The sequence below is a fragment of the [Brevibacterium] flavum genome (genome assembly GCF_019317305.1).
Taxonomy (GTDB): domain Bacteria; phylum Actinomycetota; class Actinomycetes; order Mycobacteriales; family Mycobacteriaceae; genus Corynebacterium; species Corynebacterium glutamicum.
This window is the reverse complement of sequence record NZ_CP079240.1, coordinates 2,167,261-2,187,508: the sequence shown is the minus strand read 5'-3', so window position 1 is coordinate 2,187,508 and position 20,248 is coordinate 2,167,261. Positions and strand designations below refer to the sequence as shown.

The window sequence follows — 20,248 nt, the reverse complement described above, 5'->3', positions numbered from 1 at the left end:
CAACGAGGGTTGCTAGTCTAGGCAGCAAAATGAGCGGCTGTTGTTCCTTTAGGAAAATTATCTGAAGGAACAACAGCCGCTCATTTTATGTCAGTGTGCTTTTAAGCGTCGACGTTGATGCCAAACTGGGTGAGCATGTCACGCAGAGTCTGCTTGAACGATGGGTCGACGGTCACCATGAAGGATGCTGCGGTGGAAGCAAGAGTGGTGATTGCGAGCAATCCCTGCAGTACCGCAAAAGGAATGGCAAGCCATTCTGGTGGGGAGACAATGGAACCAATCACTGGCATTTCGGACAACCGATCGATCAGTGCTTGCTGCTCTTCGCTGATTTCATCGTCATCATCGCTGGTGTCTTTGCCGGAGGAGCTCAAGCTTGGGGCCGCAGGAATGTCGCCACTGCTGAGCATTGAGCTGCCTTCAGAGCTGCCTGGCCAGGTTTCGTTTCCATCGACTGGATTTCCATCATCATCAAGGATCTGTGATGAGGTGATGTTGTCTGAGAGCTGTGTCAGTGCGTCAGAGGACTGAGCCTGGGCAACTGGAGTGAACACGGACAATGCCACAGCGCTTGCTGTAACAAGGGTCAAAGTACTTCGACGCAAAGACAAAACTTTTCTCCTGGCAATAAATATGCGGATTTACTATGGAAACAAGATAGAAGATTGGATAGCGAAAGCTATCCTCAACTCGTGGAAAGTGTAATGCCACAACCACAGTATTGGCTAGAAAACAATCTATAGCATTGTTCTACAAAGAGCTCGTTGGAAATAAAACCTATGCCAAAGTAGGTGCAATTCTAGGAGAGGATTACACTAGTCAACCATGAGTGAAACATACGTGTCTGAGAAAAGTCCAGGAGTGATGGCTAGCGGAGCGGAGCTGATTCGTGCCGCCGACATTCAAACGGCGCAGGCACGAATTTCCTCCGTCATTGCACCAACTCCATTGCAGTATTGCCCTCGTCTTTCTGAGGAAACCGGAGCGGAAATCTACCTTAAGCGTGAGGATCTGCAGGATGTTCGTTCCTACAAGATCCGCGGTGCGCTGAACTCTGGAGCGCAGCTCACTCAGGAGCAGCGCGATGCAGGTATCGTTGCCGCATCTGCAGGTAACCATGCCCAGGGCGTGGCCTATGTGTGCAAGTCCTTGGGCGTTCAGGGACGCATCTATGTTCCTGTGCAGACTCCAAAGCAAAAGCGTGACCGCATCATGGTTCACGGCGGAGAGTTTGTCTCCTTGGTGGTCACTGGCAATAACTTCGACGAAGCATCGGCTGCAGCGCATGAAGATGCAGAGCGCACCGGCGCAACGCTGATCGAGCCTTTCGATGCTCGCAACACCGTCATCGGTCAGGGTACAGTGGCTGCTGAGATCTTGTCGCAGCTGACTTCCATGGGCAAGAGTGCAGATCACGTGATGGTTCCAGTCGGCGGTGGCGGACTTCTTGCAGGTGTGGTCAGCTACATGGCTGATATGGCACCTCGCACTGCGATCGTTGGTATCGAACCAGCGGGAGCAGCATCCATGCAGGCTGCATTGCACAATGGTGGACCAATCACTTTGGAGACTGTTGATCCCTTTGTGGACGGCGCAGCAGTCAAACGTGTCGGAGATCTCAACTACACCATCGTGGAGAAGAACCAGGGTCGCGTGCACATGATGAGCGCGACCGAGGGCGCTGTGTGTACTGAGATGCTCGATCTTTACCAAAACGAAGGCATCATCGCGGAGCCTGCTGGCGCGCTGTCTATCGCTGGGTTGAAGGAAATGTCCTTTGCACCTGGTTCTGTCGTGGTGTGCATCATCTCTGGTGGCAACAACGATGTGCTGCGTTATGCGGAAATCGCTGAGCGCTCCTTGGTGCACCGCGGTTTGAAGCACTACTTCTTGGTGAACTTCCCGCAAAAGCCTGGTCAGTTGCGTCACTTCCTGGAAGATATCCTGGGACCGGATGATGACATCACGCTGTTTGAGTACCTCAAGCGCAACAACCGTGAGACCGGTACTGCGTTGGTGGGTATTCACTTGAGTGAAGCATCAGGATTGGATTCTTTGCTGGAACGTATGGAGGAATCGGCAATTGATTCCCGTCGCCTCGAGCCGGGCACCCCTGAGTACGAATACTTGACCTAAACATAGCTGAAGGCCACCTCAATCGAGGTGGCCTTTTTCTAGTTTCGGGTCAGGATCGCAAAGCCCCACGGCTGAAGGGTTGTGGAGGTGTCGGTGACGGTGGGGGAAGTGAAGCTGTAAATCAGCTCGCCGCCAAGCGGGACGGTGATGGTGTCGTCGGAGAAATTCGCCAGAATTCGGCCGCGACCATTGGCCATCGATAGCCAGTTCTCGCCGTGCTCAACCTCGAGTGTGAGCAAGTTTGGTTGGGAGAAGCCCAAGGTGTGCCGCAGGTGCAACAGCTGCTTGTAAGCGTCGTTGATGCGGCGCTGCTCCGCAGTGAACTCCCAATCGAGTTTGGAGGAGGTGAAGGTGGATTCCAGCTCGGGGGAGGGGATGTCGTCGGCGTTCCAGCCAAGGCGTGCGAATTCCCGTTTGCGGCCCTCGGAGGTTAGGCGGTTGAGCTCGGGGTCGGTATGCGAGCAGAAGAAAGCGAATGGGGTGGTGGCTCCGAATTCTTCACCCATAAACAACATCGGGGTATACGGCGAGCTGTAGATAATGGCTGCCTTCAACACCTGCTGTTCCGGGGTGAGAGTCATGGAAGGACGGTCGCCGATTGCGCGGTTGCCGGTCTGATCATGGGTGGTGGTGTAGGTGACAAAGCGCGAGGCAGGGGTGATATCGGGGTGCACAGGGCGGCCGTGGTTGCGTCCGCGGTACGTGGAGTAGTTTCCGGTGTGTTCAAATACTTCACGCAGGGTTTTGGCTAATGTGTCGACAGATCCGAAATCGCTGTAATAACCATTGCGTTCGCCAGAAACGAGGGCATGGAGGGCGTGGTGGATATCGTCAACCCACTGTGCATCCAGGCCAAAACCGCCGGCCTCGCGGGAGGTAACGAGCTTGGGGTCATTGAGTTCAGATTCTGCAATCAATGAGCGTGGGATGCCTGTTTGCGCGGAGACATCCTCGGCCACCATGGTCAGCTGCGCAAGTAGGGAATAGGCGCCGCGATCATCGAGAGAATGCACCGCATCGAGGCGGAGCCCATCAACGTGAAAATCTTCGAACCACTGGCGTGTGGCGTCGAGAATATAATTGCGGACTTCATCTGAATCATGGCCGTTGATGTTGACCACGTCGCCCCAGCCGGTGCTGCCGCCAGAGGTGTAGGGGCCAAATTGCCCGTTGTAGTTGCCGTCGGGGCCGAAGTGGTTGTACACGACGTCTAAGTAGACGGCGATGCCGGCCTGGTGGGAGGCGTCGATAAGCTTTTTCAAGCCCGCCGGACCGCCGTAGCCTGCATGGACGGCGTGCCACAGCACCCCGTCGTAGCCCCAATTGCGGTTGCCGCCAAAGGGCTGCACGGGTAAAAGCTCGATGGCGGTCACGCCGAGGTCGCGCAGATAAGGAAGCTTGTCGACGACTCCCTCAAACGTTCCATCTTCACTAAAGGTGCCCACATGCAGCTCATATAACACCGAGCCAGGGAGAATTCGGCCAGTCCACTGCTGGTCACCCCACAGATAGGAATCATCGGAGACTTCACTTAAACCATGAACCCCGTCTGGTTGAGATGTGGAGCGGGGATCGGGGAGGGTTTTTGACCAGGAGGAGCCGTCGAAAAGCGAAAAACCGTAACGATCGCCGGCCTTGGGCGCGATCTCGGCGCGCCACCAGCTGCCCTCCGTTTTGTGCATGGGGAGGGTTTCGCCGTTGAGGATCAGATGTACATCGTGGGGAAGTGGAGCCCACACTGAAAAACTTTGCGAGGTCAACATGGCCACCAGGCTAGTGAAAATGCTGCCGGTTGGCGAGCTAAGATGTGAGATGCTATGGCACATCTCACGCAATACCAACTCCCTCAGGCTGATCAAGTCTTTGAGCATGAACTAGAGATCAAACGCTCGCGATTTCTGACCTATATCACGCGTGTGCAAGATCAGGAGCAAGCTCGGGAATTTATTCACTCCATCAAGGAGCTGTATCCGGATGCGCGTCATCATTGCAGTGCCTTTATTTTCCATGTGGATGGCTCAAATGATGTGGAGCGTTCCTCTGATGATGGCGAACCTTCCGGTACCGCGGGAAAACCCATGCTAGAGGCGTTGCGTGGCTCGGGAATGAAAGATATTGCCGCTGTGGTGGTGCGTTATTTCGGTGGCGTAAAACTGGGCACTGGCGGATTAGTTAATGCCTACACCAACGCGGTGACGGAGCTTCTACCTGAGGTTTTGCAAGTCACCCGCTCTGTTAGAGAGATTTTCAAGATTGACCTTCCGCATTCTGATGCGGGGCGCATTGAAGCGAATCTGCGTGGCATGGGCATCATCATCACCGACACTGAATATGGTGCAGAAGTCACATACACCTTGGCTTTATTGCCTGGTGAACAGGCTGCGGTGGAATCTCAATTGTCATCCATGATGGGTGCAGAAATTGAATTGAAAGAATCCGGGCACATGTGGGTGGAATCCCCGAGTGACTAGTGCGGTGTAAGAGCACTAGACTGTTCAACTATGAGCATGCAACCATACCCCCGCAACCCAATCGAAAAACGTAAGCAAGAAGTACGCAAGAACTCCCGCAACGCAGTTGTCAGTGTTGGCGGTGGCATCGTAGGCGGTGCGGCTCTGTGGCTAGTGTTCGGCTCTGCATTCTTTATGGGACTTGGATTGATCATCGCCGTGGTCGGCGGTTTTTATTACTACAACAAGGTCCAAAAGATCATTAACGAAAAAGACCGTTACTAGTTAGAAATCAATGTCAGACACTGATGGATTACCTGTCCGCATCGACGCGTGGGTGTGGGCAGTTCGTTTATATAAAACCCGGTCAGAGGCTGCCGAAGCCTGCAGGGCAGGGCACGTCAAGCTAAACAACAGCGCGGTCAAACCTGCCCAACAAGTGGTGCCAGGTGACCGCGTGCGCGTGTGGGTAAACCACCGCGAGTTTGATGTGGAGGTGCTGCGCACCATCAAGAAGCGAGTCGGAGCCTCAGTGGCCCGAACCTGCTTCGTTGACCACACCCCGCCACCACCACCGATGGAAGTGCTGGCGTCGATTCCTCGCCGTGACCGTGGAGCCGGACGGCCCACCAAGAAGGAACGGCGAGAAATGGAACAGTTCAGGGGAATGTCCTAAGACCTTCTTAAGCCTGCTTGGTCAAGATGTCCTTCACCAGCGGAATAACCTCAGTGCCATACAACTCAATGGACTTCAGCAAGTACTCATGAGGGGTCTGGCCACTGGCGTATTTGAGGGTAAAGCGATCAAGATCAAGCACTGAAATGGTTTTGGCGATCTTCTTTGCGACCGTCTCAGGGGAACCGATGTATAGGGAACCGTGATCGATTTCGCGTTCAAACTGCATTGCATCCGCAGGAGCCCAACCGCGTTCAGCACCGATCTTGCGTTGGAGTTCCAACCAATCATTAAGCGCTAGCTCACGGGCTTCCTCATCAGTTGCCGCAATGAGTCCAGGGGAGTGCACACCAATGGGCTTTTGAGGCTGCCCGAACTGTTCGTTGGCACGCTTGTACAGATCCACATACGGGCGGAAACGCTCAGGAGCACCGCCGATGATGGCAAGCATCAACGGGAAACGATACTTAGCAGCGCGCACGACTGATTCTGGGCTGCCACCCACTGCAACCCAAGCGTGAATGCCATTCTCAGTTGGTGGGTAAAGCATCTGGTTTTCCAACGCGGAGCGGGTCTCACCATGCCATGTCACACCCTGACCACGGCTATCGGCCTCAAGAATCTTCGCGAACAAATCAAGGCGTTCACTAAACAGCTGCTCGTAGTCTTGAAGATCAAAACCAAACAATGGGAAAGACTCAATGAAGGAGCCGCGTCCCAAGGTGATTTCGGCGCGCCCGTTGGACAGTGCATTCATGGTGGAATAACGCTCAAACAGGCGAACAGGATCATCAGAGGACAGCACAGTCACGGAAGAGGTGACTTTGAGTCGCTCAGTGGATGCGAGGATAGCTGTCATGACGATGTCAGGTGCAGAAACTGAGTATTCCTCACGGTGGTGCTCTCCGATGCCGATGATATCCACCCCGACTTTCTCTGCCATCTTGGCTTCATCAATGATGTTTCGAAGTGTTTGTGCAGGGGAGACCGGGTTGCCCTGCAGGTCGATGGCGTTGTCGCCGAAGGTGTCGAGGCCGAAGGAGACGTTTTTCATTGCTTTCCTCACGTTGTTGATCAGACCAATTAAAAGAGTTTGTAGATATATCAACAATATGGGGTTGGTGGTATTCCCGCAAGGTTTTTAAGTTCTCTTGGATAATCCAGCGAAACCTGGATCAGGTCAACTAGGTCTTTCAACACCAAAATAGGGCGGGGAAAGCGCGCAACGCTCCTTAACTGCCGTTGTACAAAGACAGCAAGATTTCCTGGTTTTGGCCACCATTTTGCTGAAATCTTGTTGGCGAATGTACACACGGAAGAAAACACAGATCACGTTATAGAAAAAGGGGTTGTAGAAGAGAAAAGGCACCACCCGCATAGTTTGCAGGTGGTGCCGCTGCGGTTAAGTTCGCAGACTTTTTAAGTCAAGGAGTGTCCTAGATAGAGCTCAGGCTCCAGTCAGCTGGTGGGAAATTGATGCCCATTGGACGGAAGAAATCAGCGACGGTCAGGCCCCACACGTGGAGGAAGTCTGCGAGCATCGGGAAGTCAGTGATGGATGACCCCATAGTATTTGGCTCCTTGCTTGGTATATAAAAATGATCTGCTGCACTAGCGTAACAGGTGTTTTAGTGCATTGTAGGTTGTGGGACTCCGCGTGTTTTAGCCGGGGCTAACTTTGGGGGAACTTTAGTTTGGTGGTTCCACAAGATGAGCTTGGGTCATGAGCTCTAGCTTGCGTTTTAGCTGCCTGTGGCGTTTGGCGTTGAGTGGTTGGGAGTCGGTGGCGACGGTGGCATCGATGTGTGATTGGCCAAATCGTTTGAGTAGTAAATCGTCGATGATGCGGATCTGGCCTGGGTGGAAGCGGTAGTTCATTACTTTCAACAGCACTTCAATGTCGGTGGGGTTGAGCAGCTCGCGCAGCTGCACCACAGAGGTAATGGAGTTGGCCACCAGGATGTCTTCGAGGAAGCGGTAGTTTGTGGAGCGTGGGCGGGGGAAGCGGTTGCCAATGAGCATGGCAAGAACGCCGGGAAGTGTCTCTGCGGTGAGTTCGACGGATTCATCAGCAACTCGGCTGGTTTCTTTGAGTGCGGCGATTTGGTCGAATTGTTGGTCCGCTAATTCGATGAGTCCGGCAGCGAGGGTGAACATGCGGTCTACTTCTGCGCTGAAGTCTTCTGGGTTGGACACATCGGCGCGTTTATAGCGGATATCGTGTTCGAACTCTGCCCAGGCGTGTTGCAGCACGGTGCGAACCTGAACTTCAAAGACGAGGCCTTTGTAGTCCTGGAGGTCATCGGAGGTGTCATCGACTTCCAGAATCAGGTGGTGGGAGCCGTAACCAAAGCCGCCTGAGATGCGAGTTTCAGCGGCTTTGTCTACGGATTTGTGGACGATGAAGGAGTCTTGGAGCACTTTTAAGGCCACGGGAATTTCCGTGGAGTGGTACGTGGTGATCCGAACACCGATCATGTCGTGGATGTCTTTGCGCGGATCAGGGTAGATCAACGAGCCATCGTCGCGACGCTTGCGAGCCTTGGCTTTCAGGCTTGACCATTCTTTGATGCGTGTGGTGACGCGATCGAAGGTGACACCACCGTCTGTGAGTAATTCTTCAATTGCTAGGAGGAATTCGACGTCGGCCATGGGATGGGCACGTCGGAATTCGTGGTAGTAACTGCCAAATTGGGAGAGAGTGTTGTCAGACATATCGATCGTTCATAGTAGCGCTGCTAACTTTCCTGTGCAGGGATCAAAACTCACTATCGGGTACTAAAACCAACAAAGATACGGGTAGATGTGAGAACAAATCGGTGGCTGGGACAACACCACTGAAGCGTTGCCCGGTGAGCCTGTCTTCCCATTGGCCCCCAGGAAGCGTGACGGTGGTGTCATACCATCCGCCACGGTCTTCCAAGATAAGTGGTCGACGGGTAGCAAGAGCAATGATGTTGAGGTGGTTTCGGTCTGTACCGCGGGCGATGCCCATGATGTGGGATTCTGCGCGACCTTCGCCAAATACTGCCTGATGATCTCCACCAACAAAGCTTGCACGAAATTCAGCACGCAACTCGAGGGATTTATGGACCACGGCCATTTTGGCGATGTCGGCGTTATCCACCAAGTCTTCTACCGAATTAACCTGCGTCCAATCCCAGGTTTGCAGGCGCTCCAGGACTTGTTCTCTGGCGGTGTAATCAACAAAGCGTCGGTTATCGGGATCTACCAGGGAGTCTTCTAAAAACTCAGTTCCTTGGTAAGTGTCGGGGATTCCAGCGCCCACCATTTGCAGCAGTTTCCTGCCTAAGGAGATTTGCACAGAGCCACGGTTGATGTGGGAGACAAATTCGGTGATTAATGAGGTGGAGGGTCCGTCGAAAAGCGCTTCCACCCAATCGCAGACCGCAGCCTCGAAGGACTCGTTGGGGTCCACCCACGTGGTTTTTGTGGATGCTTCGCGGATAGCTTTTAGGGCGTATTCCCTGAATCGATCGCGCAGCGCATCGGTGATCACGCCGTCGGCGGGCCATACGCCCAGCAGGTTTTGTAGGAGGAAACTGCCCGTTGCGCCGTCTGGCGCGGGGAGCACTGCGAAAACACGATTGACCAGCTCGGAGTACATATCGGGGACTTCGGACAGGGAGATGATGCGGGCGCGGGTATCTTCGCCGCGTTTGGTGTCGTGCGTGGACAAGGTGGTCATGGTGCGTGGCCACAGCAGGCTGCGTTCTTCCTGCAGCAAGTGGAATTCTGCAGCGGAGACGCCGAACCTGCCCGGCGCGCCACCGACTTCTTGCAGTGCAACGAGCCTAGATGCGCGGTAGAAGGTGGTGTCTTCCACACCTTTGGCCATGACGGCGCCGCAGACTTGGGCGAAGCGGATTTTGGCCTCGCCATTGCCAAGTAGGGCGGCCGAGATGAGGTCGAGTGCGTCGCGCCGGGAGGGGAAGCGTTTGGACATCTCCGCGATGACGGTGGCGGTGGTGCGTGAGAGGGAGATGTAGTCGGCGCGGTAGACGGGCATGGCGGCGACTAATTCGATGATGGTTTCGCTAAGTTTGTCTTCGGTGACGTTGGTGCCTGCGGTGGAGAAGTTATCGCGGCGCATGGCGCGGGCGAGCCTTAAGATTTCGGCTGCCAGTTCTTGTTGCGCGACGACTCGTTTGAGGCTTTCCTCCGTGGATTTTAGGGCGCGTTCATCCCAGGTGGATCCACTGTGGGTCAGCGCCAACATGGAGAAGTTGTCTTCGGATTCCCGGGAGATAAACACGCCGTCGAGCTCGCGGAGAGCGTCGTAGCCGGTGGTGCCATCGACAGCCAGGCGGGGATCGAGGGGTTCATCGACGCTCAAGATCTTTTCGATGATCAGCCAGCGGTCAGGTCCAATGAGGTCGCGGAGTCTGTGCAGATATCCAAAAGGATCGGAAAGCCCGTCGGGGTGATCGACGCGCACGCCGTCAATGAGATCTTCTGCCACCAATTCACGCAGCAGACGATGAGTATGTTCAAACACCAAGGGATCTTCTTGCCTGATGCCAGCCAACGTATTCACGGAAAAGAAGCGACGGAAGTTGATCACGCCGTCGCGCCAGAACTGCAGGCGGTAATGCTGGCGCTTGTAGACTTCTTGCGGTGTCCCTTCTTCGGTACCAGGCGCGATTGGGAAGAGGTGGTCAAAATATTTGAGCACTTTCTCTCCATCAAGCTCCGCGAATTCCAGCTTGTCTTCATCGCCTTCAGCACCCAGAATCGGCATGCCCAGCTTGCCACCAGAACCGTTGTCTTCGTGCCAATCAATATCGAAATAGAACTCAAAAGCGGAATCTTTGCCGTTTTTTAGAACATCCCACCACCAAGGATTCAAATGTGGAACGGCAACACCTAAATGGTTGGGAACAATATCAATGATGATGCCCATGCCCAACTCGTGTGTAGCTGCGGCAAGATCTCGAAGACCCTCCATGCCACCGAGCTCTTCATTGATGGTGGTGGGATCAATGACATCGTAGCCATGATTGGAATCTGGCATGGCCGTAAAAATAGGGGAGAGGTACAGGTGGCTGATGCCTAGCTTCTTCAGATAGGGAAGCTGGGCTTTGGCCTGCGCAAAACCAAAGGAACGCCCGGCGCTATCTGCTTGAGGTCCTCGCATTTGAAGCCTGTACGTTGCGGAAATTGGACGTGCCATGATGAAACACCCTTAAAAGTTAGACAAAATCGTGCGGTACGTCCTCGATCTTAGTGTTCACGCATTCCCGGCGTGGGAAAAAGATTTACGCAGCAAGTGCTACAAAGGCTGGCTGGTAAGGGCAAGGAAAGCCGTGCCTATAAACAAGAAGCTTATCGACGATACCCTCCACACCACCCACTTCCAGCAAGCTTCGCGCCCACCGTTCAAATTCAAAGATCCCTGGATCACCAGCAGGAATAGCGATGAGCGTGTGTGAATTCGGAGCAAGATACAGCGGTGCTGGTCCCAGTCGTAATTCAAGATGACGATTCAACACTGTAAAGGTTTGAGGATGCGCCAACCACGCAGTAATTGGCGCGCCGGGAACTCTGATTTCTAATGCAGACGAGGCGATGGTTGTGGTCGTTTCTGCGTCCCGAAGATCAAATCGAATACCCTCAGGAGTAGTAGCACACTTTAATAAATTGGTGGCTGATTGATCCCACGCTTGCCTGGTGGTCAGCCCTACTTCAGCGAGAGCCCGGTAACTGAGTGTGACTTTCCCGCTGTGCAACCCCATACACAGATCGTGGGAAAGGTTCAGCATTGCTGGGTTATCGCAGAAACCATCTGTGCTTAAACGTGCGGTGTGGGCCCATTGGTGATTGTGCAGTCGAGGCTGAATCTTTGATGCTCGAATAGCTACTTTCATGTCGTCCCCTTCAAGAAAAATGTGTTCTTAAAAGGGTTGGACTTGAAAACTTAGCTAAAGGTTCCCGAGTTTTAGAAAATTCTTTTAAAACGGGGGTTGTTCATCTAACCCAAGAGCCGTAAACAGCTGCTTTTCATCCCAGATCTGGATGTCCTGTCCTTTTTCTTTCAACTCCTCAGCACGTTTTTGCTTACTGGTAATCGTTGCCCACGGGCCTGCGACCAAGATGGTGGTCTTCTTAGTCACGTTCTTACCGATCAGCGCGCCTTGATCAGCGATCCGCTGCCACAGCGCACCCTTTTCATATGGCTCGAAATCACCAGTCAAGGTGACATTCTGGCCATAGAGAATGCTTGCTGGATCAGCATCGGGATTGGGATCTGGAATGACCTCAGGGGTAGCCACCTTGTCCCACGGTGCACGGCGGCCAGGTTGCTTTTTTGGCTCCGCCTTCGGGGTTTCCCACGCTGGATCAACAGCTGGCTGCACGGGGACTTCGGTCTTGCCTGCATCCAAACCAAAGTTTCGACGCTGCAACGCAACGTTAGCTCCAGAACGATCCTTCAGCACCGGATACACCCGGGCGTTATCCACGGTTCCCATGGTGAAACCACGGCTGTGAACGAAATCCACAAAGCTGCCCTCAAAGCTGTGGCGCTTTGCCAACGCAATGGTAATCGCAGCACACGCGCGAGCATCTTCAGCAGCATCGTGGTGGTTTTTCAGCTCAAACCCTAAATGACTAGCCACCGTTGGAAGCTTATGGTTTTCCACCTGCAGCTTCTCATTGCGTGCCAACGTCAACGAGCAGCCATAAATCATCTCTGGGACATCGATCCCTGAGGCAGCACACGCGCGAGACAATGCGGTGAAATCAAACTGCGCATTGTGAGCAACCAACGGCAAATCCCCAACGAACTCCACCATCTTGGGCACAAGGTCTGCAAAACGAGGCTGATCAGCAACCATCTCTGGGGTGATGCCGTGAATACCAATGTTGATCTCATTGAAGAAATTCAGGCTCTCAGGAGGAGTGCACAACCATGACTCCGAAGATTCCTCCACACCATCGACGTACTTGACCAAACCAATCTGGCAGATGGAACCCCAATCATCATTGGCCGTCTCTACGTCAAAGCCCACGAAATTCAGACCAGCAACAGTAGATGGAGCTGAAGGCACTACTGGGGCTCCGCCACCCAGGTGCTGTGGTTTTTCACCCTTCAACACAGCATCAATATCAGCTGCCAGCGCAGCTAAATCTGCCGAACTATTTGGGGCAAAGGCGATGGATTTATCCACGCCCTCCAGGTTTAAAAAGCCGTGAGTAAAAGCAGTGGGATCCTGCACAGATACCCCAGAGACCTGTGTCAGATCAACCGATTCCGATTGTGCGCTGGACTTAGAAAGAGCAGCAAGAAGAGGGGAATAAGAGATGGTGAGGGTGGAATCATCCAAAGAGATGGATGCGCCGTAAGCCGCGATCACAGGTGTGGTCCTTTCGATCTGAATCAATGGACACCACCCTACTAGGTGGGGTGGACATCATTTAAGCGCGCCGGGGAATTCAAGAAGATTCTGGATGTGGGTGTGTAACGCTCAAACCAAAAATCACGACGCATTAAGTAACAGAGACTTAAATTAAGAACTCCGAACAACAACTTCGGATCGTTTCATTTTTGAGGATGAAAGAGCTTTTCAATGAACGTACAGTTTGAATCAGACATGGCCGTCCAACCAGGAAACACCATGGAAGCTACCGTCACCGACATTCGTGATGCCAAGCGTAAAACAACCCAGCTTGATTCAGTAACGCCGTTTAAGAAGAATTGCCCGAGCCGCACCTTGCTCGACACCATCAGTGACAAGTGGGCGGTGCTGATCCTGCTCAGCATGGAAAATGGTCCACAGCGCAATGGTGAAATCAAAGATCAGGTCCAAGGAATTACCCCAAAGATGCTCACCCAGCGTCTTGGAGTGTTGGTGGAAGACGGACTGGTCATTCGCACCTCCCACGCAGTTGTGCCGCCTCGTGTGGATTATCAGCTCACCGATCTGGGTGCTTCTGTCATTGAGCCTTGCCGTGCGATGTATTCCTGGGCAGTGGAGAACATTAAGCAAGTGGAGGCCTACCGCTCAGCATAAGAACACTTAGCAAACCTCACGGTTTCCACCAGTTAAGATGTTGTGAGACAAATCCAAACATAGAAGGGCTGTGCATTCTCATGGTTTCAACGACAACATCTCGCTCAATCGCTGGACTGTCAGTGCTTGTGGCAACAGCACTAATCGCTGGCTGTAGTTCCGCAGAGGATGGGACGGTTGACTCGGGGAGCAGCACAGAGGCCACCACAACCCAAAGCAAGGAAGGTTTTCCTGTCACCGTCACGTTTGCCCCAGAAGCACCTGTGACCATTGAGGATCAACCAGAGCGCATCGTCAGTTTGTCCCCAGCGATTACAGAAACCTTGTTCGCTGTCGGGGCAGGGGATCATGTCGTCGCAGTGGATGAATACTCAAACTACCCAGAGGACGCACCGCTGGTGCAGGGTCTGTCTGGTTTTACTCCCAATGTGGAGTCCATCTTGGATTACGATCCTGACCTGGTCGTGTTGATGTCTGCAGATGATTCCATTTTGACCGGCCTGGATGCTGCAGGAGTGGATACTTTAGTTATCCCCGCAGCAGAGAACCTGGATGAGACCTACTCCCAGATTGAACAAGTAGGTCGAGCCACCGGATTTGAAGATCAAGCAACAACGGTTGTTGATCAGATGAAAACCGCCATTGATGCTGCAGTTGCCACAGTTCCTGAAGAGGTAAAAGAGCAGGGCTTAACCTACTTCCACGAGCTGGGCAGTGATTTGTTCACTGTGTCAGAGCAAACCTACATCGGTCAGATTTACGACATGTTTGGTCTCACCTCTATTGCTGACGGTGGCGACGCTTACTCGCAGCTATCCAACGAAGCAATCATTGCGGCAAACCCTGATCTGATTTTCCTCAGCGATGCCAAGGCCGAAAACCTCACTGCAGAAGATATTGCGGCGCGTCCAGGCTGGGACACCATTGATGCAGTAGCCAATGGACGTATCTACATTTTGGACGATGATATTGCTTCCAGGTGGGGACCTCGCGTATCCCAGCTGGTGGAAGAAATCGCAGCGCAGTTGAATCAGCTTGCTTCTTCTGAAGCCGTGCCGGCCGCTGCTTAAGTTTTCGTGCTGAAGAGAATTTTCCTCAACCCCTGGGTGGCTACCGCGTTGTCGGTAGTCATTTTGGGGTTTGTGGTGCTGTTTTCAGGTTTTAGCGGTGTTATTGATTTAAGCCCCACAGCAGTGATTAGACATTTGAGTGGGCAGGACACGCTCACCCCTCGAGATCAGGCCATCTTCTTTGATATCCGGCTGCCTCGAATTATCACTGGTGTCATTGTCGGAGCAACGCTGGCTATTTCTGGTGCTGCTTACCAAGCGGTATTTAGAAACCCGCTGGCTGATCCTTATTTGTTGGGTGTGTCCGCAGGTTCTGGCCTTGGTGTCACGGCAGTGATTGTTGGCGGTACCGTGCTGGGATTTTCTGCACCGAGCATCGGCGTGATTGGTGCAGCATTTGTAGGTGGTGTTGCCGCAGTACTTGCCACGCTGATGGTGAGTCGGGGAGTAGGACAGGGATCATCAACCACCGTGGTTATTTTGGCCGGCGTGGCGGTTGCTGCTTTTGCCAGTTCCATCCAGACCTATATCCAGCAACGACACATCGATACGGTGGCGCGCGTATATGTGTGGATGTTGGGCAACCTCAATGTCACCAACTGGATGTCGATCTTTATCGTGGCTGTGGTGGCGGGACTATGCGCGGCCGTGATCATGTCCTGCGCCAGGTTGTTAGACGTGATGGCTGTTGGTGATGTGGAAGCCCGCACATTGGGCGTCGATCCAGGCCTCGTACGCATTGGCATTGTCATCGTGGCAACCCTTGGTACAGCTGCAGTGGTATCCATTTCCGGTCTCATCGGGTTTGTGGGCATCATTGTTCCGCACGCCCTGCGCCTAATTGTTGGCCCGGGGCATCGGATTTTACTGCCACTGTCTTTCGTATGGGGTGCCATTTTCCTCGTGTTGGCAGATACCGCAGGGCGAACATTGATGGCTCCTCAGGAACTTCCCGTGGGTGTGGTGACAGCTGCACTCGGCGCACCGTTCTTCTTATTTATTTTGCGCAGAACCAGCAGACAACGAGTTCTAAAAAGGAGTGCCTAAGTGGCGATCATTGAATGCGAAGACATCACGGTTCGCCACCCACATGCGCCCACACCTGCGGTTTCTGGGTTGAGCACCTTTGTAGAACAAGGGGAATGGCTTAATATCGTAGGTCCCAACGGCTGCGGAAAGAGTACGTTGCTGCACGCTTTTGCTCAGGTGCTGTCACTGGAATCGGGAAGGCTGAAAATGGGGGAGGGGGACGTCGAAAAGCATTTTGCTTTTGGTCTTAAAGCTGCGAAGCAGCGTCGCTTTTTCGCGCGTACCGTCGCCCTCATGCCGCAGAATCCTACTATTCCTGCAGGTCTGAGCGTTTTTGATTATGTGCTTCTGGGGCGTCATCCGCACAGTTACGCGCCGGGGCGTGCTGATGATGAGATCGTGAAGCGGTGCCTCGCTGATCTGAAATTGGAGCATTTCAGCGACCGCGGCTTAGACGAATTGTCCGGCGGCGAGCGTCAACGCGTCAGCCTTGCCCGCGCGCTCGCCCAAGAACCGCGCATCGTGCTTCTCGACGAGCCGACCTCCGCGCTTGACATCGGCCATGCGCAGGAAACGCTTGAGCTTATCGACGCCATCCGGCACCGACTCGGCCTCACCGTGATCGCGGCGATGCATGACCTCACCCTGACTGCGCAATACGGCGATCGGGTGCTCATGATGAATGGTGGCCGCAAAGTTTTCGAGGGCACTGCAGCCGAAGTGCTCACCGCGCAGCGGATTTCGGAGATTTATGATGCCAGGGTGATTGTTGAGGTTATTGATGGGCGTCCCGTGGTGATTCCGCAGCGGTCGCACTGACCTGTTGTGGCAGACCAGACTATTTGACCGAATTCGATGCGCCGGAGGATTCGGTCACCTAGTGCGGTCGAGCTGAAAACTCAGCGATTCCAGCTCCAATCGCGCTAAAAATACATAGGCCTCCATGCGCGTCTAAAGGATTGGAACTGGCAACTCCAGACGTGTGCACCTTCGGTATTTTCGACCTCTTAAATCGCCTTCTGTGGCCGAGGACCCGTGGTGCGCCGCGTAATCAATGTTGGAGTCAGCACCGCAGAAGTTTCGGTGTGATTGTTGATCTGACTGATCGTGACATCAATGGCTTTCACCGCGATTGCTTCGGAGTCCTGCGCGATGGTGGTCAAGCCGATGTGGTTGAGGCTGGCAAGGCTCGAGTTGTCGTATCCCACCACGGAGATTTCTTCGGGGACGTGGATGCCGCGCTGCCATAAGATGTCGAGCACGCCGAGGGCTACTCGGTCATTGAATGCGAGGATGGCGGTGGCGTCAGTTCCGGAATCCAGAATCTCTGAGATTGCTTGGGCTCCTGCTGCTTCGCTGCTGCCACCAGGGACTATGCGGGTGGTGCCGGCGAAGGAATCAATGTGCGCTTTGAACACTTCTGATCGTTCCTGGGTGCCAGGGGCGTCGCCGCCATCGATGTAGATGATGTGTTCGTGGCCTAATTCGATGAGGTGGTTGAGGGCTAATTGGGCGCCAACTGCGTCGTCGACATGGACGGAACTGACTTTGGGGGTTCCGGAACCGCGGGCAATTACTTGGACGGGAAGTTGCTGTGCGATTGTTTCCAAATCACTAGGTGACATGCGAGATCCTAGAAGAATTACTGCTTCGCATCGTTCCCTGATCAGGGCGTTGACGGCATCTTTTTCAGTGCGAGTCGGTGTGATCGCGCTAAGGTGCAGGTCGAAGCCATGTTTTCGGGCGGTGGGATAGAGGTGTTCGACGATATCGCCGTGGAATGCTTGGTGCATTTCGAATGCCACACCGATGAGTCCGGAGCGGTTTTGGCGAAGTTTTTGGGCTCGTCGATCAGGAATGTATCCGAGTTCGGCGGCTTTTTCTTTCACATGGTTGCGGGTGGATTCACTTGCTCCGGGGGCATCGCGAAACACGATGGAGACCAGCGCAGTGGATACTCCAGCAGCTTTTGCCACATCAGCCATTGTCGGTCGCTTTGACGCCATATCTACCTCTTTTTCTTAATCTCTTACATCTTTACAGGAAACCCCTTGACGGCATCAATGGGTGGTATCTAGTATCTACTAGAACGTTATAGTAGAACGTTCTAGTGAAGCTTGGAAGGATGAAAAATGTCAGTCAAACTTGCCCTCATCGGTGCTGGACGCATCGGATCAAATCACGCACGCCTGATCACAAACCACGTGATCGGCTCTGAACTGGTCGCCGTCGTTGACCCAACTCCCAACGCAGAAACCCTCGCTGATGAATTGGGCGCCGTTGCGTTCTCTAACCCAGATGATGTCCTGACCCGCGATGACATTGACGCGGTTTTGATTGCTACACCAGCACGAACCCACGCGGATCTCGTGGTCAAAGCAGCGGCAGCGGGCAAGCACGTGTTTGTGGAAAAGCCCATGGCCGTCACCCTCGAGGACGCAGATCGTGCCATCAACGCAGCAAGCGAAGCAAACACTGTCCTGCAGGTGGGCTTCAATCGTCGTTTCGCGGCAGGTTTCGCTGCAGCACGCGCACGCATTGACGCAGGCGATATCGGCACCCCACAGCTGCTTCGTTCCGTGACCCGCGATCCAGGACCATTCACCGCTGACCCCAACAAGATCCCTCAGTGGACCATCTTCCTGGAAACCCTCATCCACGATTTCGATGCGCTGTGCTACCTCAACCCAGTCGCAACCCCAGTGGAAGTAACCGCTCACGCTGATTGCCTCGTCGTTCCAGAAGCTGCTGGCACTGGCTTCCTCGACACCGCAGTGGTGACTGTCCGTTTTGATAACGGAGCAATTGGTACTGCAGAAGCAAGCTTCAGCGCAGCCTATGGTTATGACGTTCGCGGTGAAGTCTTCGGATCCAAGGGCATGATGACCGCAGGCGACGCGCGCGCAACCAACATGACTTTCTACGGCGCTGAGGGCATCGCGGCTGCCACCTCACGCGCGGATACTGATCTGCTCTCCGATGCTTACCGAGCTGAATTCCAAGCTTTCGTCGACTCCATCCGCACCAACACCCCTTCCAAGGTTCCAGGCGAAGCTGCACGCACCGCACTACTCATGGCACTCGGCGCCATCCGAAGCGTAGAAACCGGCGCAACCATCAACCTTGCTGAAAGCATCGAGGTTTAACCATGACTTTTAAACTCGCAGCATGCGCAGAGATGATCTACCAGGACCTGCCTTTTGAGGAGAGGGTCAAGACGATCTCTGATCAGGGATTCCTCGTGGAAATTTGGGACTGGTCCACAAAAGACATCGATGCGCTCGTGGCAACAGGCGCGGAATTTTCCTCCATGACGGGCTACCTGCGCGGGGATCTGATTACTGAACAGGGCCGCGCGGAGCTCTTGGCAACCGCTTCGGAGTCCTTGGCGGTGGCGGAAAAGCTCAACTGCCCCCGGCTGAATCTGCATGGAACTGGCCTTGGACCGCAGGGACTACCTGTTACTCCCATTGAAGTGGTTACCCCAGAAATGTGGCTCTACGCTGCTGAAACGCTCCGCCAGATCGCTGAGCTGGGGGAGCACGCAGGCAAGGTTTTCGTGCTGGAAAACCTCAACCTCGCAGTCGATCACCCCGGCACTCCTTTTGCCAAGGCCACTGACACTTTGGCGCTGGTCAAGGCTGTCAATCACCCGAATCTGCGCCTCAACCTGGATTTGTACCACGCCCAGATTGGCGAAGGAAACCTCATTGAGCTGCTCCGTGAGGCGCAGCCATTCATCGGCGAAATCCAGGTTGCCGATGTCCCCGGCCGCATGGAACCCGGCACCGGCGAGATCAACTACCAGGGCGTCGCGAAAGCTCTCGCCGCGATGGGCTACGACGGCGTCATCGGCATGGAGGCGTGGGCATCGGGCGACTCCAGCGACGCGCTGCAGGCGTTGAAGTCAGCGTTCACGGTCTAAATTGCTTATCGACGCACCCCTCCATTTCAAATCCCTATTGGGCTCTCTTCTGCAAAATGATGCCAACCGCACCTAAGTGATCTTTATGCTCGGTGAAAGTCTTTCGCATTCCGAGCACTCGCTTGCGCAGATCCGGTTGGCTAATCACGTTCCTCACAATCGTGAAGACACCTTTTGGCCCTTCATCCTTCAGGTTCCGCTTGAGGGATAGAAGGGCCATGTCGGCTTGGCGAATATTAATCACATCGAACCCTGCCTCACGCGCCAACGCAGCCCATTCCGGCACCGTGATGGGGCGGGCATTGACTTTGATGGAACGAGCCAGCGCCTTAGCAATATCCTCTTTCACCGCAGTGGAGACATTGTCAGGCACCAGCGACAGCTCGTGAATGCCGTACAGCCCGCCTGGTTTCAGAATTCGAGCTGCCTCGCGTATCAGCTCCAACTTGTGCTTATCGGTCTGCATGGTCAACATCGCTTCGCCGATGACAACATCAACCGAGTCGCTTTCAAGGCCAGTATCGGTGGCATTTGTATTGCGCACCTCGTGAGGACCCGCAGGTAAGATCGCACGTACATTCGCGCATGCATCCGCGTCGCTATCCACTCCGATGTAGCGAGCCGGACCCTTGCCAAGGATGTCACGTGCAGTCACGCCAAGTCCTGGAGCAAATTCGACCACGGTAGCACCGGTCAAAGAAAGGTTCTCCAGCAGGAACTGCGTTGTTTCACGACCTCCAGGGCGCAGCACTTTCTTTCCAAGCCTGGCAAGGATCCAATGTCCACCAGCACGTTCTGCGGAGTGGGTTAATTCTGGGATGATAGGTTTCGTGGTCATAAGGTAAACCTTACTTGATTAACCTTAGAAAAATCCGTGAGTTCCACCTCAGCAAAAATGGTGCCGCAGGAACATCCCTGCGACGCCACTT

General features: G+C 54.0%; 20 protein-coding genes. 10 read left to right on the top strand and 10 right to left on the bottom strand.

The window, feature by feature from the left end:
* Positions 1 to 101 precede the first annotated feature (101 nt).
* On the bottom strand, positions 102 to 611 hold the full coding sequence (locus KW808_RS10615) for a hypothetical protein (RefSeq protein ID WP_003860413.1): 510 nt from the start codon (positions 609 to 611) through the stop codon (positions 102 to 104).
* Positions 612 to 825: 214 nt separating this feature from the next.
* Here KW808_RS10615 and ilvA point away from each other — a divergent pair, with 214 nt between their 5' ends.
* Complete coding sequence (gene ilvA / locus KW808_RS10610) at positions 826 to 2,136, top strand: threonine ammonia-lyase IlvA (protein ID WP_003862033.1); 1,311 nt, start codon at positions 826 to 828, stop codon at positions 2,134 to 2,136.
* A 38-nt stretch (positions 2,137 to 2,174) separates the two neighbouring features.
* Here ilvA and treZ read toward each other — a convergent pair whose 3' ends face one another.
* Entirely contained in the window at positions 2,175 to 3,899 is a 1,725-nt protein-coding gene (gene treZ / locus KW808_RS10605; RefSeq protein WP_034983822.1) for a malto-oligosyltrehalose trehalohydrolase, read from the bottom strand.
* Between the two features lie 54 nt (positions 3,900 to 3,953).
* On the opposite strand from treZ, the gene KW808_RS10600 reads away from it, so the two are divergent.
* Genes KW808_RS10600 through KW808_RS10590 form a run of 3 tightly spaced genes read left to right on the top strand, consistent with a single transcriptional unit; the run spans position 3,954 to position 5,262 of the window.
* The gene (locus tag KW808_RS10600) at positions 3,954 to 4,607 is read left to right on the top strand and encodes a YigZ family protein (protein WP_003862026.1); all 654 of its coding nucleotides are present in this window, start codon (positions 3,954 to 3,956) and stop codon (positions 4,605 to 4,607) included.
* A gap of 30 nt (positions 4,608 to 4,637) precedes the next feature.
* Positions 4,638 to 4,871, top strand: a complete 234-nt coding sequence (locus KW808_RS10595; RefSeq protein ID WP_003862025.1) for a hypothetical protein — start codon at positions 4,638 to 4,640, stop codon at positions 4,869 to 4,871.
* Positions 4,872 to 4,881: 10 nt separating this feature from the next.
* On the top strand, positions 4,882 to 5,262 hold the full coding sequence (locus KW808_RS10590) for an RNA-binding S4 domain-containing protein (protein WP_003862023.1): 381 nt from the start codon (positions 4,882 to 4,884) through the stop codon (positions 5,260 to 5,262).
* A gap of 7 nt (positions 5,263 to 5,269) precedes the next feature.
* On the opposite strand, the gene KW808_RS10585 is transcribed toward KW808_RS10590, so the two are convergent.
* The 6 genes from KW808_RS10585 to KW808_RS10560 form a co-directional block, all read right to left on the bottom strand.
* On the bottom strand, positions 5,270 to 6,316 hold the full coding sequence (locus KW808_RS10585; RefSeq protein WP_003862021.1) for an LLM class flavin-dependent oxidoreductase: 1,047 nt from the start codon (positions 6,314 to 6,316) through the stop codon (positions 5,270 to 5,272).
* A 382-nt stretch (positions 6,317 to 6,698) separates the two neighbouring features.
* The gene (locus KW808_RS10580; RefSeq protein WP_003856460.1) at positions 6,699 to 6,830 is read right to left on the bottom strand and encodes a hypothetical protein; all 132 of its coding nucleotides are present in this window, start codon (positions 6,828 to 6,830) and stop codon (positions 6,699 to 6,701) included.
* Between the two features lie 121 nt (positions 6,831 to 6,951).
* A complete protein-coding gene (locus tag KW808_RS10575; RefSeq protein WP_003862018.1) occupies positions 6,952 to 7,977 on the bottom strand; it encodes a GTP pyrophosphokinase in 1,026 nt (341 codons plus the stop codon).
* A 43-nt stretch (positions 7,978 to 8,020) separates the two neighbouring features.
* Entirely contained in the window at positions 8,021 to 10,456 is a 2,436-nt protein-coding gene (treY, locus tag KW808_RS10570) for a malto-oligosyltrehalose synthase (RefSeq protein ID WP_003862017.1), read from the bottom strand.
* A gap of 85 nt (positions 10,457 to 10,541) precedes the next feature.
* A complete protein-coding gene (locus tag KW808_RS10565) occupies positions 10,542 to 11,150 on the bottom strand; it encodes a hypothetical protein (protein WP_003862015.1) in 609 nt (202 codons plus the stop codon).
* An 84-nt stretch (positions 11,151 to 11,234) separates the two neighbouring features.
* Positions 11,235 to 12,638 (bottom strand): 3'-5' exonuclease, encoded by a 1,404-nt coding sequence (locus KW808_RS10560; RefSeq protein ID WP_003862013.1) that lies wholly within the window; start codon positions 12,636 to 12,638, stop codon positions 11,235 to 11,237.
* Between the two features lie 213 nt (positions 12,639 to 12,851).
* Between KW808_RS10560 and KW808_RS10555 the strand changes: the two genes are divergently transcribed.
* The 4 genes from KW808_RS10555 (at position 12,852) to KW808_RS10540 (ending at position 16,213) form a co-directional block, all read left to right on the top strand.
* The gene (locus KW808_RS10555) at positions 12,852 to 13,295 is read left to right on the top strand and encodes a winged helix-turn-helix transcriptional regulator (RefSeq protein ID WP_003862011.1); all 444 of its coding nucleotides are present in this window, start codon (positions 12,852 to 12,854) and stop codon (positions 13,293 to 13,295) included.
* Between the two features lie 80 nt (positions 13,296 to 13,375).
* The gene (locus KW808_RS10550) at positions 13,376 to 14,365 is read left to right on the top strand and encodes an ABC transporter substrate-binding protein (RefSeq protein ID WP_003856449.1); all 990 of its coding nucleotides are present in this window, start codon (positions 13,376 to 13,378) and stop codon (positions 14,363 to 14,365) included.
* Positions 14,366 to 14,401: 36 nt separating this feature from the next.
* Positions 14,402 to 15,412: a FecCD family ABC transporter permease gene (locus tag KW808_RS10545; protein ID WP_003862007.1), complete on the top strand. Its 1,011-nt coding sequence runs from the start codon at positions 14,402 to 14,404 to the stop codon at positions 15,410 to 15,412.
* Entirely contained in the window at positions 15,413 to 16,213 is an 801-nt protein-coding gene (locus KW808_RS10540) for an ABC transporter ATP-binding protein (protein ID WP_003862005.1), read from the top strand.
* Positions 16,214 to 16,401: 188 nt separating this feature from the next.
* On the opposite strand, the gene KW808_RS10535 is transcribed toward KW808_RS10540, so the two are convergent.
* Complete coding sequence (locus KW808_RS10535) at positions 16,402 to 17,400, bottom strand: LacI family DNA-binding transcriptional regulator (protein WP_011897532.1); 999 nt, start codon at positions 17,398 to 17,400, stop codon at positions 16,402 to 16,404.
* 126 nt (positions 17,401 to 17,526) lie between these two features.
* Here KW808_RS10535 and KW808_RS10530 point away from each other — a divergent pair, with 126 nt between their 5' ends.
* Positions 17,527 to 18,540 (top strand): Gfo/Idh/MocA family oxidoreductase, encoded by a 1,014-nt coding sequence (locus tag KW808_RS10530; protein WP_003862000.1) that lies wholly within the window; start codon positions 17,527 to 17,529, stop codon positions 18,538 to 18,540.
* A 2-nt stretch (positions 18,541 to 18,542) separates the two neighbouring features.
* The gene (locus KW808_RS10525; protein WP_003861998.1) at positions 18,543 to 19,319 is read left to right on the top strand and encodes a TIM barrel protein; all 777 of its coding nucleotides are present in this window, start codon (positions 18,543 to 18,545) and stop codon (positions 19,317 to 19,319) included.
* A 34-nt stretch (positions 19,320 to 19,353) separates the two neighbouring features.
* On the opposite strand, the gene KW808_RS10520 is transcribed toward KW808_RS10525, so the two are convergent.
* The gene (locus tag KW808_RS10520) at positions 19,354 to 20,157 is read right to left on the bottom strand and encodes a class I SAM-dependent methyltransferase (protein ID WP_003861995.1); all 804 of its coding nucleotides are present in this window, start codon (positions 20,155 to 20,157) and stop codon (positions 19,354 to 19,356) included.
* Positions 20,158 to 20,248: the final 91 nt, after the last annotated feature.

Excerpts from the sequence above, each read along its gene's own strand:
- KW808_RS10525 (WP_003861998.1), top strand. The coding sequence starts at position 18,543 with ATGACTTTTAAACTCGCAGCATGCGCAGAGATGATCTACCAGGACCTG.
- KW808_RS10595 (WP_003862025.1), top strand. The coding sequence starts at position 4,638 with ATGAGCATGCAACCATACCCCCGCAACCCAATCGAAAAACGTAAGCAA.
- KW808_RS10520 (WP_003861995.1), bottom strand. The coding sequence starts at position 20,157 with ATGACCACGAAACCTATCATCCCAGAATTAACCCACTCCGCAGAACGT.
- KW808_RS10565 (WP_003862015.1), bottom strand. The coding sequence starts at position 11,150 with ATGAAAGTAGCTATTCGAGCATCAAAGATTCAGCCTCGACTGCACAAT.
- treZ (WP_034983822.1), bottom strand. The coding sequence starts at position 3,899 with ATGTTGACCTCGCAAAGTTTTTCAGTGTGGGCTCCACTTCCCCACGAT.
- KW808_RS10555 (WP_003862011.1), top strand. The coding sequence starts at position 12,852 with ATGAACGTACAGTTTGAATCAGACATGGCCGTCCAACCAGGAAACACC.
- KW808_RS10600 (WP_003862026.1), top strand. The coding sequence starts at position 3,954 with ATGGCACATCTCACGCAATACCAACTCCCTCAGGCTGATCAAGTCTTT.
- KW808_RS10585 (WP_003862021.1), bottom strand. The coding sequence starts at position 6,316 with ATGAAAAACGTCTCCTTCGGCCTCGACACCTTCGGCGACAACGCCATC.
- ilvA (WP_003862033.1), top strand. The coding sequence starts at position 826 with ATGAGTGAAACATACGTGTCTGAGAAAAGTCCAGGAGTGATGGCTAGC.
- KW808_RS10590 (WP_003862023.1), top strand. The coding sequence starts at position 4,882 with ATGTCAGACACTGATGGATTACCTGTCCGCATCGACGCGTGGGTGTGG.
- KW808_RS10550 (WP_003856449.1), top strand. The coding sequence starts at position 13,376 with ATGGTTTCAACGACAACATCTCGCTCAATCGCTGGACTGTCAGTGCTT.
- KW808_RS10535 (WP_011897532.1), bottom strand. The coding sequence starts at position 17,400 with ATGGCGTCAAAGCGACCGACAATGGCTGATGTGGCAAAAGCTGCTGGA.
- KW808_RS10580 (WP_003856460.1), bottom strand. The coding sequence starts at position 6,830 with ATGGGGTCATCCATCACTGACTTCCCGATGCTCGCAGACTTCCTCCAC.
- treY (WP_003862017.1), bottom strand. The coding sequence starts at position 10,456 with ATGGCACGTCCAATTTCCGCAACGTACAGGCTTCAAATGCGAGGACCT.
- KW808_RS10575 (WP_003862018.1), bottom strand. The coding sequence starts at position 7,977 with ATGTCTGACAACACTCTCTCCCAATTTGGCAGTTACTACCACGAATTC.
- KW808_RS10530 (WP_003862000.1), top strand. The coding sequence starts at position 17,527 with ATGTCAGTCAAACTTGCCCTCATCGGTGCTGGACGCATCGGATCAAAT.